Here is a 12975-nt window from a genome sequence, read left to right as displayed (position 1 = left end):
CGCGGCACGCCGCGCTGCCCAACCAGAAGAGGCGCGGCCCCTCAGGACCCCGCGAGCACCGCGCGGCACTCGCGCGCCCGCGCGGCGAGCTCGCCCTCCACGAAATGCGTCGCCAGCGAGGCGGAGAGCTGCGCGACGGCGGCCTCGGCGCGAGGGCGCGTCGCGGCGTCGCGCAGGCCCGCGCGGCAGATCGTCGCGAGGCCGAGCGCCACGTCGGCGAGGTACACGCGCCCGCCGCCCACCTCGGCGAGGCGCAGCGCCGCGCAGCCGGACTCGAGCGCCTCGCCGACGTGGCCGACCGCGAGCAGCGCCGAGGCCAGATTGCGGTACGCGTCCGGCAGGTCGGCCCCCGCGCCGGCCTGCTCGCCCAGCGTCACCGCGCGCCGCGCGTGCTCGAGCGCGGCGCGAGGGCGCGAGAGCCGGAGCTCGACCTCCGCGAGGTTGTTGTGCCCGGAGGCGATCGCCTGGAGATCGCCGAGCCGCTCCTTCAGCGCGAGCGCGCGGGCGAACACCTCGCGGGCGCCGCCGAGGTCGCCCCGCGCGAACAGCGCCGCCGCGACGCCGTTCAGCGCGAAGCTCAGCGCCTCTGGGGACGCGCGCTCGTCGACCGCGCGCGCGGCCTGGCGGTAGCAGCGCTCGGCCTGCACCAGCCGGCCGCGCGAGTAGAACACCGTCCCGAGCGCGAGGAGCAGCTGCGACGCGGCCTCGCGGCGGCGGCCGTCGCCGGGCGGCAGCGTCGCGCAGACGCGCAGGCTCCGGAGCGCGACCGCGCGGCAGGCGTCGAGATCGCCGTCGCGCCGGTGGAGCGCCGCGAGCAGGCCGACCATCGGGAGCGCCTCCGGGGCGGCGCCGCCGCGCTCGGCGAGCGCGATCGCCCGCTCGACGAGCGCGCGCGCCTCGGCCGTCGCGCCGCGCACCTTGAGCGCGAGGGCGAGGCGGTAATCGACGCGCGCGTCCCAGAGCAGCGCCGCGCTCGGGTCGCGCGCGGGCGGCGCGGAGGCGCGCCGCTCCACGCGGAGGATCCGCGCCCGCGCCTCATGGTACGCGCGCTCCGCCTCGTCGAGGCGGCCCGCCCGCCGGAGCGCGTCGCCGGCGTCGAGCAGGAGCCCGGCGCGCTCGTGCCACGCGAACAGCCGGCGCTCGCCGCCCGCCGACGCGGCCGCCGACGCGGCGCGCGCCTCGGGGCCGCTCGCCTCGGGGCCGCCCTCTGCGCGCGCGTGGATCTCCCGGGCGCGCTCGAAGTGGCGCAGCGCCTCGGCGTTCTGCCCGAGCGACGCCGCGCTCGCCGCGGCGCGGGCGTAGGCGAGCGCGGCGCTCCGCGCGTCGCCGCCGCGATCGTGGTGCAGCGCCGCGAGCGCCGCCCCGACCTCCCCGGGCCCCCGGGGCGCCGCCGACATGCCGTCGAGCCAGGCGGCGACCGCGCGGTGCATCGCGCGGCGCACCTTGAGGCTGAGCGTGTCGTAGGCGATCTCCTGGGTCGCCGCCTCGGCGAAGACGTACTCGCAGTCCTCGGGGAAGGTCGACGCGTCGCGCGCGCGGATGATCTGCTGATCCCGGAGCCGGCGCAGCACGTCCGCGGTGCTCGACGCGCCGCCATCGAGCGGCGCGACGCCGCGGAGGTGGTCGATCGCGCCCTTCCAGAACGTCCTGCCGACCACGGCCGCCTGCGCCAGGACGGCCCGCGCCTCGCCGTCGAGCCGATCGAGCCGCGCCTGGACGACGCCCTGGATCGTCGCCGGCAACGAGAGCCGGGCGAGCTTCTCCTCGTGCAGGATCCACGGCTCGCCGCCGCGCCGCTCGAGGGCGCCGACGTCGATGAGCAGGTACAGCGTCTCGGTCAGAATGAGCGGGTTGCCCTCCGCGCGCTCGGCCAGGGCGCGGACGGCCTCCGCGGAGCAGGGCGCGGCGAGGCGCAGGCGATCGCGGGCCATGTCCTCGACGTGCCGCCGCGACAGCGGGCCGAGATCGAGGCGCGCGTGGCTCGCCTTCCCCTCGCCCCAGTGCGGCCGCCGCTCGTAGAGCTCGGGCCGCGCGGCGCCGACGAGGAGCAGCGGCGCGTCCGAGAGGCGCACGACGAGGTCGTCGAAGAGGTCGAGGCTGGCGTCGTCCGCCCAGTGGATGTCGTCGAGCAGGACGACCACGGCCCCGCGCGCGGCCACGGTCCGCAGGAGCACCGCGACGGCCGCGGCCACCCGCTTCTTGACGTCCGCGCCGCCCTCGTCGGGGACGATCGCGGTCGCGGACGCGGCCGGCGCCGCGCGGCGCGGGCAGAGCACGGCCGCGATCTCGTCCAGCGCGTCCTCCAGGGCGAGCGGGTGGGGCGCGCCGCCGGCGCCTTCGCCCGCGCCCGCCCCGGAGACGCCGGCCCTGAGCTTGCGCAGCACGACGTCGCGCGCGTCGTCGTCCTGGACGCGGAAGTGGGCGCGCAGGAGCGACGCGGCGAGGTGGTAGCTCGCGTCCATCGACAGCGAGGAGCACGCCGCGCCGAGCACGACGCACGGACCCGCAAGAGGCGGCGCCATCGACCGGATCTCCGACAGGAGGCGGCTGCGCCCGACGCCGCCCGCGCCGATCACGGAGACGAACATCGCGCGCCGCTCCGCGACGACGGTCTCCAGCGCCTCGGAGAGCCGCTGCAGCTCCGCCGTCCGCCCGACGAAGCGGGTGCCCTGCCCGAGGAAATCGGATCCGGCGATCGATCCGCTCGCGACCTTGAGGACGCGGAAGCTCGGCGCGTCGCCGCCCTGCGGCTCGACCTGGAAGAGGCCGGCGACCTGCCGGAACGTGGGCTGCGCGATCAGCACCGCGCCCGGCGCGGCGGCCTGCTGGAGCTGCGCGGCCGCCCGCAGGGCCTCGCCGGAGGCGTCGACCGGGGCGCCCGGCCCGGCCGCGCCGCTCACGAACAGCCTCCCCGTGCTGATGCCCACGCGCAGCCTCGGCCGGCACCCCGGCGGCAGCTCTGCGCCGAGCGACGCCGCGTCGATCGCGGCGAGCTCCAGCCCGGCGCGGACCGCCCGCTCGGCGTCGTTGTCGCTCGCGCGCGGCGCGCCGAACAGCGCGGAGATGGCGCCGCTGCCGCGGCCGTCCACGACGCCGCCGAGGCCCTCGACCCGCGCGCGGACGAGCGCGAGGCAGGCCTCGCGGAGCTCGAGCTCCTGCTCCGGATCGAGCGGCGCCTGCCCATCGCCGCCGGCCACGATCTCCGCCGAGAGCACGGTGCAGACGCGGTGCTCGCCCGCCGGCGGCGCGGCCCTCGCGGCGCGCGCGGGCGCCGCGAAGGCCGGGGGCGGCGCTCGCCCCGGCGCGGGCGCGGAGGCGGCGTCCGGCAGCGTGGCCGAGAGCGCATCGGCGGGCCTCGGCGCGGCGCCGCGGCGCGCTTCCGGGACGCGCGCGAGCGCCTCGCCGAGCTCCCGCGCGTCCCGGAAGCGCGCCGCGGGCTCGACCGCGACGGCGCGCGCGATGACCGCCTCGAGCGCGGGGCTCGCCGCGACGCCCAGCCCCGCGAACGACGGCCGCCTGCGCGGGTCGACGGCGGCGAGGTAGAGATCGGCCCAGTCGCTCCCGTCGAGCGGCTGCTTGCCCGAGGCGAGCTGCAGCAGGATGAGCCCCAGTGCGAACACGTCGGTCCAGGGCCCGGTCGCGCCCAGCCTCGGGTTGAACTGCTCCGGGGCGCCGTAGAGCGGGGTGAACGCGTGCAGCGTCCGCGACGCCGCGAGCTCCTGCGTCGTCTCGGTCGCGGCCCCGCTGGGCGCCGGCGTCGCCGAGCGCGCCGTCTCGACGAGCGCCTTCGACAGCGGCATCGACGCGTCGATCACCTTGGCGATGCCGAAATCGACGACCTTCATCGTCGTCGCGCCGGGCGACCCGACGAGGAACAGGTTCGCCGGCTTGATGTCGCGGTGCGAGACGCGCTCGTCGTGCGCCATCGCGAGCGCCGACACCGCCGGCGCGAGGAGCTCGATCGCCTCGTCGACGGGGTACGGCCCGCGCCCGGCGGCGCTCCGCGCGTCGATGTGCTGCGCGAGCGTCTCCCCCTCGAGCCACTCCATGACGAGGTACGGCGTCCAGTGGCCCTCCGGCGAGGTCGCCGCAGCGACGTCGAGCGCCTGGACGATGCCCGTCGTCCGGCGCGAGAGCCGGTGCAGCAGCCGCGCCTCGCGCTCGAACGTGTCGAGCAGCGCCCCCCGCTCTTCCAGCGAGAGATCCGCGGGTATTTTCAAGCACTTGACCGCGACCTGCTCCTGGAAGCCCAGGTGCGTCGCCCGGTAGACGACGCCGAACGCCCCCTCCCCGGCCACGGCGTCCACCAGCAGCTTGCCGCCGATGGTGCTGCCCACCCAGCCGAACGGGTCTCGCGCGATCATCCGCGCAAATTCTACCGCCCACGCCGCGACGCCGGGAGCGCGCCGCCTCGGCGGGGCGACGATCGTCGCCCTGCGCCGCCGCCGGAGGTCGAGCGGGCGAAGCGAGCGCGACGGCAGTCGCCCTGCGCGCGCGTCCATGCTACGCAGCCGCCTGCAAGGCGCGCCCTCGGTCCTGGCCGCCGTCCTGCGCGAGCTGCCGCAACGGTCCCCGGGACGGATCGCACGCGTGCAGTGGAAGGGCGCCCTCAGGCGCCCGGCGCGACTCTGGGGTGCGATGTGGCTGAGCCGGAGTTTGTTTCCCGCGATGGTGGCCCGCTCGAGGTCCTGATCATCACGCAGAGCTCGATGAGCACGCGGCAGCTGCCGGGCTCCGGGAGCGTCGTCCTCGGCAGGGACGAGGACGCCGGCATCTGCGTGCCGGACTCGTCGGTGTCGCGCCGGCACGCGGTGCTGCACCTCGGCCCGCCGCTCCGGCTCGAGGACCTCGGCAGCAGCAACGGGACGCGCGTGCGCTCCCGACACAGCAGCGCGGCGACCGAGCGCCTCATCGACGTCGGCAAGGGCGCGCCCGCGCGCGGCGCCGTCGAGCTCACGCCCGGCGACGTGATCTACCTGGGCGCCGCGCGCGTCATCCTCCGGCAGAGGGACGGCGAGCGGGGCGCGCGCAAGGACGTCATCGTCAAGGACGACGCCATGCGCGCCGTCTACGCGCTGGCCGAGCGCGTCGCGAAGGGCCCCATCAACATCCTGCTCCTCGGCGAGACGGGCGTCGGCAAGGAGGTGCTCGCCGAGTCGATCCACAGGGCGTCGCCGCGCGCGGGCCGGCCGCTCCTGCGCCTCAGCTGCGTCGCGCTCTCCGAGTCGCTGCTCGAGAGCGAGCTGTTCGGCCACGAGCGCGGCGCCTTCACCGGCGCCGTCCGGGCGAAGCCGGGGCTGCTCGAGACGGCCGAGGGGGGCACGGTGTTCCTCGACGAGATCGGCGAGCTGCCGCTCTCGATCCAGGCCAAGCTGCTCCGGGTCATCGAGGAGCGGAAGGTGATGCGGGTCGGCGGCCTGACCCCCACGAAGATCGACGTCCGCTTCATCTCGGCGACGCACCGCAACCTCGAGGCCGAGGTGAGCCGCGGCGCGTTCCGGCAGGACCTGTACTTCCGGCTGAACGGCGTGACCCTCACCCTCCCGCCGCTGCGCGAGCGCCCCGGCGAGGTCGCGGCGCTGGCGCAGCTCTTCGCGGAGCGCACGGCGAAGGAGCTGTTCCCCAGCGAGGCGAGCGCCGCGGCCGTCCCGCTCTCGCCCGCGGCCCTGGCCGCGCTCCAGCGCCACAGCTGGCCAGGCAACATCCGGGAGCTGCGCAACGTGATCGAGCGCGCGGTGATCCTCGCCAACGGGGCGCCCATCGGGCCGGAGCACCTGCTCCTCTCCCCGCTGGCCGATCCCACCCGTCCCTCGCATGAGCCTACCCTTCCGGTGCAACCGTCTCAGGCGCCCGCCCCGGCGGCCGCGTCCCCGAGCTCCCCGCACGGGGATGCGAGGGGCGTGCCGGACGGCGCGAAGGGCGCGCTCGACGGCGCGGGCCCCGGCCCCACACGGCTGCGCGACGCCATGGAGGCCCACGAGCGCGAGCGCATCGTCCAGGCGCTCGAGCAGTGCATGGGCAACCAGACGCGCGCCGCGGCGCTGCTCGGGATCTCGCGGCGCACGCTGGTGGAGCGCATCCGCGTGTACGGGCTGCCGCGGCCACGCAAGGCCTGAGCGCCGCCCGCGCGTTGCGCGAGCCGCCGCGCAAGTTGCGCGAGGGCTCGCTCGACCGCGCGCCGACGCGCGCAACGCCTCAGGCGGGCGTCTCGCGCCGCGTGAGCGGGGCGAGCTCGATCCCGAGCTCCGTGGCGAACCGGAAGATGCGCTCGTCGCGGTAGAACTCGCCGAAGACGACCCGCGAGATCCCCGCGTTCGCCATCATCTTGAAGCACCCCCAGCACGGCGACGCCGTGACGTAGACCATCGCGCCGTCGATCCGCACCCCGTTCCGCGCGGCCTGGATGATCGCGTTCGCCTCCGCGTGGATCGTGCGCACGCAGTGGCCGTCCTCGATGAGGTGCCCCTCCTCGTCGCAGTGGGGCAGCCCCCGGATCGAGCCGTTGTAGCCGGTCGCGAGGATGCTCTTGTCGCGCACGATCACCGCGCCGACGTGCTTCCGATCGCAGGTCGCCCGCGACGCGACGACCTCGGCGATGCGCATGAAGTATTCATCCCACGAAGCCCGGTGAGTCATCGCTCGTCTCCACGGCGGGGATCCGCGCCCGCTGCCCCCTCGACGCCGATCGACGCCGAGGCTCCGCGCCCGCTGTCCCCTCCAGAATGTTCAGGGGTCCGCACTCCGGTCCTCGCGCGTCCCCGCGCGAGGGGGCCCGGCGGCGCGCGCTCGCGGCCCTGGCCGAGCCGCGCCGCGCGCCCTGCGGGCGCTTCTATCACGATGTCGGGCGCCGCGGAGCCCCTCCCGGACGGGCGACCGCGCGAGGCGCCTCGACAGCGAGGGCCGCCGCGTGGTAGCGCGCGTGCGTGAGCTCCACTGCGAAACCACGCCGGTCAGATCGCCGCATCCTCGTGCTCGGCTCGGGGGGGCGCGAGCACGCCCTCGCGCGCGCGCTCGCCCGATCGCCCTCGGTCGCCGAGGTCGTCGTGGCGCCCGGGAACGCCGGCACCACGGCGCAAGGCGGCCCCGGCCGCGCCCCGATCCGCCGCGCCGACCTCGCCTCGCTGTCGCCCGACGAGGCGACCCGGCTCGCCGTCCGCGAGCGCGTCGACCTGGTCGTCGTCGGCCCGGAGGCGCCGCTCTGCGCCGGCGTCGCCGACGCGCTCGCCGCCGCGGGCGTCGCCGTGTTCGGGCCGAGCCGCGAGGCGGCGCGCCTCGAGGGGTCGAAGGCGTTCCTCAAGGAGTTCGCCGCCCGCCACGGCATCCCGACCGCGCCGTTCCAGATCGCGCGCTCCTTCGACGAGGCGGCCCGCGTCATCCGCGAGCGCGGCGCGCCCATCGTCGTGAAGGCCGACGGGCTCTGCGCCGGCAAGGGCGTCGTCGTCGCGGCGACCGTCGACGAGGCGCTCGCGGCGGCGAAGGACATGCTCGTGGATCGCCGCTTCGGCGACGCCGGCGCGACCGTGATCCTCGAGGACGCGATCGTCGGCGAGGAGGCCAGCGTGCACGCCCTCAGCGACGGGGAGGCGATCTTCGTCCTGCCGGCGGCGCGCGATCACAAGCGCGTCGGCGAGGGCGACACCGGGCCGAACACCGGCGGCATGGGCGCGTTCGCCCCGAGCGCCCGCGTCACCCCCGAGCTCACCGCCCGCGTCGAGCGCGAGATCCTCCGGCCGACGATCGACGGCATGCGGGCGGAGGGGAGGCCCTTCCGCGGGGTGCTGTTCGCGGGCCTGATGATCACGCCCGCGGGGGACCCCATCCTGCTCGAGCACAACGTCCGCTTCGGCGATCCCGAGTGCGAGGCGCTGATGGAGCTCCTCGAGGGCGACGTCGCCGAGCTCTGCGCGTCGGCCGCGGCGGGCGCGCTCGACCCCGGGGCGGCGCGCGTCGCCCCCGGCCGGCACGCGCTCACCGTGGTCCTCGCGGCGCGCGGCTACCCGACGGCGCCCGTCACCGGCGACGTCATCCGCGGCCTCGACGCCGCGGCCGCGGTCGAGGGCGCCTTCGTGAACCACGCGGGCACGGCGGAGCGGGACGGCGCGATCGTGACCGCGGGGGGGCGCGTGCTCGCCGTCACCGCCGCGGGCGACTCGCTCGCGGAGGCGCGGGAGCGCGCGTTCCGCGCCGTGAGCGCGATCGACTTCGACGGCAAGGTGCTCCGCCGCGACATCGGGGTGGACGGAGCGCGCGCCGCCGGGTGAGGCGCGGCCCGCGCGGCGCCGCGCTTGACCCTCGGCCGCCGGTCGTGCCTATCGTTTCACGAGGGCGCGCCACCGCCGCCCAGGCCGTCCGCCGGGTGCGCGCGGCGACGCGGCTTGCCGGGGAGCGCATCGGCCACAGAGAGACGGGGACAGAGAGACGGGGGGCGGCGCTGCGCCGCTCCCGACCCGAGAGCGCGACACCATGGAGCCCATCGTCGATCTTGCCCCGGGCGCGGAGGACAACGCGCTCGCCGCCCACTTCGGCCGGCTCATCCGCGAGCACCTCGGCCGCGACCCAAGGCGCGTGTCCGATTTCCGGACGCTGCGCGGCTCGGTGCTCGTCGTCGCGCAGGACACCGGCACGTCGATGACGATGCGCTTCGATCACGGGCGCCTCACCATCCACGACGGCGCCATCGGCATCCCCTCCGTCACGTTCTGCGGCGACGAGGCGGCGCTGCTCCGGCTCCCGGACATCGCGTTCCACCGCTGGCTGAGCCTCCCGAAGCTCGGCCTCCTGCACCGCCGCCAGAGCGGCCCCCTCCGCGAGCTCGCGCGGCTCGTGGCCAGCGGAGACCTCAAGATCTATGGCCTGCTCGCGCACCCGCGGCTCATCCTCACGCTGCTCCGGGTCCTCTCGAGCCACCCCTGAAGTCCGACCAGGCCGATCGCGCAGGGCCTCGTCGGTGTGATACTGTACGACGAAAGCGGACTTCGCCGTCCGCGTCCGACGGGCGTTCTTGTGGGCTTGCAAACCTTTGCAACGCGGCCCAGAAGCTGGCTTTTGACGGCCTGTTGGGCTGTTGGTATGGCTCGATCATGGGCATCCGATTGCGCTACCTCGCCCACGATCTCGAGGTGCCGCTCGGCGAGTTCTTCATCGGACGGAGCGCGGATTGTCAGCTGTCGCTCGACGACCCGCTGGTGTCGCGCAGGCACGCGCTCTTGACCGTCGGCGAGGGCGGCGTCGCGATCGAGGATCTCGGCAGCCGCAACGGCGTGCTCATCAATGGGACCCGGATCACGGGCCGCCAGATCCTGTCGGACGGCGACAAGATCGCGATCGGGGGGCAGGAGATGTTCCTGCTCGGGGCGATCGAGCCGAGCTCGACGCACTCGCCGCGGAGCGCGCCGATCTGGACCCGGCAGCCGAACGCGCGCACGGTCGACATGAGCGAGATGTCCTCGGGCGAGGACGACGGCGCGACGGCGATCGCCTCGCGCAGGTCGCTGCCCGGGCTGATCCCGCAGCACCCCGACAAGCGCGTGCACGCGCTGAGCCTCATCGGCAGCGTCGCCGACAAGGCGCTCGCGCTCGGGCGGGTCGACGAGGCCGAGCGCATCCTCCAGCGCTCGCTCAACGACATCCTCACCAAGGCGCGGGAGGGGGGCGTCGGGGCCGTCCAGCCCGAGCTGGTCGAGAAGGCCAGCACGTACGCCGCCCGCCTCGCAGCCGCCACCGGCCGGGGGTCGTGGATCAACTATATTTTCGAGCTGAACACGCGGCTCGAGCTCCTGCTCCCCGCCTACCTCGTCGATGAGCTGTATAGTGTCCTGCGCAAGGTGAAGGCCGTCGACATGTCCATCCTTCGTGGCTACGCGAAGCGGCTCCGCGAGCGTGCGGGAGAACGTACCCCGGCGGAGCGGTTCATCCTCCAGCGAATCGAAGGGCTCGAGCGCCTCGGCGCACTGAAATAAACCATGCCTTTCCGCCTCCGGTACTTGGCGCACGATTTCGAGCTCCCCGAAGGGCCCTTCGTGATTGGCCGGAGCGGCGACTGCCAGCTCTCGCTCGACGATCCGCTGGTGTCCCGGCGCCACGCCACGCTGCAGGTGCGCAGCGACGGCGTGGCCGTGCTCGATCTCGACAGCAGGAACGGCGTGTACGTGAACGGCACGCGCATCTCCGGCCAGCGCGAGCTGGTCGACGGCGACCGCATCATCATCGGCAGCCAGGAGATGTTGCTCTACGGCGGCGAGGAGTCGCGGCCCCACGACGCCTACGGGGTCGAGTTCCGGCGCGCGACCGCGACGCTCGGCGCGATGGCGCTGACCGAGATGCGCAAGATGTCGGACGACCCGACGGAGCTCACGAGCCCGACGGGCGACGGCGGCTCCAAGGGCTTCCAGTCGCTGCGCCTGCTCGCGAGCCTCGCCGACAAGGCGCTCGCGATGGGGCGGAGCGAGGAGGCCGAGCGCATCCTGCAGACCGTGCTGATCGACATCCTGAGCCGCGCGCGGACGAACGTGCCGCTGGAGATGCCGGCCGCGGAGCTCGCCGCGCGCTACGCGGCCCGCCTCGCGGGCGCGACGACCAAGGGAACGTGGGTCAACTACGCGTTCGAGCTCTTCACGATCGCGCGCCGCCCGCTGCCGGGCCCCGTGGTCGACGAGCTCTACACCGTGGTCCGCCGCGTGAAGTCGCTCGATATCCAGCCGCTCAGGATCTACCTCGACGACCTGCGCCGGATGGCTCCTTCGTTCGGTCCGACCGAGCGGTTCTTGATGCAGCGGATCGAGGGTCTCGAGCGGCTGGTCGCGGCGAAGTAGCCGCCCCGTCGTCCGGCGGCGCGGCCCGCGGCGACGCGCGCGGGGCCGGCGGCGCGGCGTCGCGAGCGGCTGCGCGCGAGGTCGACCGAGAGGGCGACGGCGTCGACGACGTCGGCGGCGCCGGCGCCCGGGAGGGCTGCGGCGGGGCCACGGCGGGGGCCGGCGGCTCGTTGCGAGGGCGCGCGCTCGCGCGCCCCTCGGCTTCCTGCCAGCCGAGGTTCCTCGCGGCGGCCTTCGCGATCGCGTCGCGCAGCTCGGGATCCGGGACCTTCCCGAGCTCCCGCCGCACCTCGGACGGGAGCGGCGCCTCCTTCGGCGCGGGGCGGACCTCCTCGCGCCACGGCGGGCGCGCGACCGGCTCCACCTTGCCGACGCGGAACCGGAGCGACTGCACCGCGAGGCCGCGCGCGCGGAGCTGCGCGGTGATCACGTCGCCGAGCATCGAGAGCTCCTGCGCCCACGTCGAGCTCGCCGCGCGCACGTGAAGGACGCCGCGCTCCAGCTTGAGCGGCCGCGCGCGCGCGGCGATCCGGGAACCGACGGCCGCCTCCCAATCGCGGAACGGCATCGGCGCGGTGTCGACCTCCGTCGGCGCCGCCAGCGACGACGCCCGCTGGATCAGCGCGCCCAGCCGCTCGATACCTCCGCTCCGACGCGACATGCGCGCCGAGCGTAGCAGCCCGACGGCGGCTTGCTCCGGCGGACCGCGGCGTTCCGACTCGCCCGACGTCGCGGACGGCCGGCCCCCGCCGCGCCCTGGCCCCGCCCCGCCGCCCTGCGACCAGGACAGCCGACGATCGATCGCGGGCGCCTCACCCCGCCGGAACGGCCCGGAGCCGCAAGCGCGCTCGCCCGCAGAGGACGAGATCCGCGCAGAGGCGCCTCGTCCAAGGATTCCGCATCGGTACCGAAGGTGGGACTCGAACCCACAAGCCCGTGAGGACAGCGGATTTTGAATCCGCCGCGTTTGCCATTCCGCCACTTCGGCTCAGCGCTCCGAGGAGCGTGCGCTCCGGGAACCGTAGATCACCCGGCGCGATCCTGGCAACGGTCGTCGACCGTCCGATCGCGGTCTGAGGGCGATCGGAGCGCGGTAGAGGCGCGGCGACGCGCGCGGGGGAGCGGCGGGCGAGGCGCGGCGAGGCGCGGCGCGGCGAAGGCGCGCGGCGGCCGCGGATCGCGGCCGCGCGGCGCGAGATCACACCACGAAATCCAGCATCTGGAGGCGCGTCAGGTAATCCTGGAGCGCGGCGGCGTACTCGTCGATCAGGAGATCGAGCCTCACCAGCGCGCCGTGATCGTCGATCGCGTCGATGGTCCCGCTCACCGGGATCTCGCGCGCGGGCAGGATGAGCACGCCGCTCCAGTGCGCGCCCTTCGCGGCGTCGCGGAGGCCGGCGAGGCGCAGCCAGCCGTCGGAGAGCTCGACCACGGGGACGAGCGCGCCGCTGTCCAGGCGGACGGAGCTCTTCAGCGTGTGCGCCGGCTCGACCATGTAGTGCGAGCGCCGGTTCTTCTCGATGAGCTCCTCGAGCGTCGCGCAGATGACCTTGCTGAGCGGCGTCTCCTCGCTGTCGAGCACGAGCTCGAGCAGCCGCTTCATCGCCCGCTGCGTGCGGATGAGGTTCGCGCGCACCTCCTCGAGCCGCCGCGCGTCGCGGCGGATCTTGCCGGCCACGACGTTGAGCAGGTTGTTGTAGAACGGGTAGGCGACGTCGCCGTGCCCCTCGAAGAAGTCCTGCAGCTCGGCGACGCCGATGCGCCAGATCTCCGAGGGCTGCGTCGTCACCGCGGTCGTCGTCCGCCGGAAGCCGGTGAGCGCGCCGAGCTCGCCGATCGGCGAGATGGGGCTCAGGCGGAAGCGCGTCTCGCCCCCCTCGAGCAGCGCGACCTCGCCCTGGACCAGGAGGAACAGGTGCGCCGGCGCGCTCCCGGCCTCGAAGAGCACGTGGCCGGACGGGACCTCCTGGCGCTGGAACGCCCTCATCAGCTCGTCGAGGTGGTCCTCCGTGATTCTCTCGAACAGGGGGATCGCGTGCAGGTCGGATGGACGGACCGCCATGGGGTGACACTCCTCTTCAACGTGGGTCGGGCTCCGCGTCCGCCGCGTTGCGAGACACGGATCCATGCGGCGCGCACGAGCTCGGCGTGGACCGCGGGAGGG

The 12975-nt window shown here is 75.2% G+C and carries 9 protein-coding genes and 1 tRNA gene; 5 read left to right on the top strand and 5 right to left on the bottom strand.

What is annotated here, in order from left to right:
* Positions 1 to 41: 41 nt before the first annotated feature.
* Positions 42 to 4364 carry a protein kinase domain-containing protein gene (locus WMF26_RS49800; protein WP_437998442.1) on the bottom strand — a complete coding sequence of 1441 codons (4323 nt, stop codon included), beginning with the start codon at positions 4362 to 4364 and terminating at the stop codon, positions 42 to 44.
* Between the two features lie 345 nt (positions 4365 to 4709).
* Here WMF26_RS49800 and WMF26_RS49795 point away from each other — a divergent pair, with 345 nt between their 5' ends.
* The gene (locus tag WMF26_RS49795; RefSeq protein ID WP_437998441.1) at positions 4710 to 6116 is read left to right on the top strand and encodes a sigma 54-interacting transcriptional regulator; all 1407 of its coding nucleotides are present in this window, start codon (positions 4710 to 4712) and stop codon (positions 6114 to 6116) included.
* A 79-nt stretch (positions 6117 to 6195) separates the two neighbouring features.
* Here the strand turns inward: WMF26_RS49795 and WMF26_RS49790 are convergent, their stop codons facing one another.
* Complete coding sequence (locus tag WMF26_RS49790; RefSeq protein WP_044987198.1) at positions 6196 to 6636, bottom strand: deoxycytidylate deaminase; 441 nt, start codon at positions 6634 to 6636, stop codon at positions 6196 to 6198.
* Positions 6637 to 6968: 332 nt separating this feature from the next.
* On the opposite strand from WMF26_RS49790, the gene purD reads away from it, so the two are divergent.
* The 4 genes from purD (at position 6969) to WMF26_RS49770 (ending at position 10811) form a co-directional block, all read left to right on the top strand.
* The gene (purD, locus tag WMF26_RS49785) at positions 6969 to 8261 is read left to right on the top strand and encodes a phosphoribosylamine--glycine ligase (protein WP_437998440.1); all 1293 of its coding nucleotides are present in this window, start codon (positions 6969 to 6971) and stop codon (positions 8259 to 8261) included.
* A 202-nt stretch (positions 8262 to 8463) separates the two neighbouring features.
* Positions 8464 to 8913, top strand: a complete 450-nt coding sequence (locus WMF26_RS49780; RefSeq protein WP_437570432.1) for a hypothetical protein — start codon at positions 8464 to 8466, stop codon at positions 8911 to 8913.
* A gap of 167 nt (positions 8914 to 9080) precedes the next feature.
* Positions 9081 to 9959 (top strand): FHA domain-containing protein, encoded by an 879-nt coding sequence (locus WMF26_RS49775; protein ID WP_437334966.1) that lies wholly within the window; start codon positions 9081 to 9083, stop codon positions 9957 to 9959.
* 3 nt (positions 9960 to 9962) lie between these two features.
* Positions 9963 to 10811 carry an FHA domain-containing protein gene (locus tag WMF26_RS49770; protein WP_437998439.1) on the top strand — a complete coding sequence of 283 codons (849 nt, stop codon included), beginning with the start codon at positions 9963 to 9965 and terminating at the stop codon, positions 10809 to 10811.
* On the opposite strand, the gene WMF26_RS49765 is transcribed toward WMF26_RS49770, so the two are convergent.
* From WMF26_RS49765 to WMF26_RS49755, 3 genes are all read right to left on the bottom strand, one after another.
* A complete protein-coding gene (locus tag WMF26_RS49765) occupies positions 10702 to 11472 on the bottom strand; it encodes a DUF721 domain-containing protein (protein WP_437998438.1) in 771 nt (256 codons plus the stop codon). The genes WMF26_RS49770 and WMF26_RS49765 overlap by 110 nt on opposite strands.
* A 244-nt stretch (positions 11473 to 11716) precedes the next feature.
* Positions 11717 to 11799, bottom strand: a tRNA-Leu gene (locus WMF26_RS49760).
* Positions 11800 to 12009: 210 nt separating this feature from the next.
* On the bottom strand, positions 12010 to 12873 hold the full coding sequence (locus tag WMF26_RS49755) for a Crp/Fnr family transcriptional regulator (RefSeq protein WP_061622455.1): 864 nt from the start codon (positions 12871 to 12873) through the stop codon (positions 12010 to 12012).
* Positions 12874 to 12975: the final 102 nt, after the last annotated feature.

It is taken from the genome of Sorangium sp. So ce185, assembly GCF_051526825.1.
Classification (GTDB): domain Bacteria; phylum Myxococcota_A; class Polyangia; order Polyangiales; family Polyangiaceae; genus Sorangium; species Sorangium cellulosum_D.
This window is presented reverse-complemented; position numbering and strand designations above follow the sequence as displayed.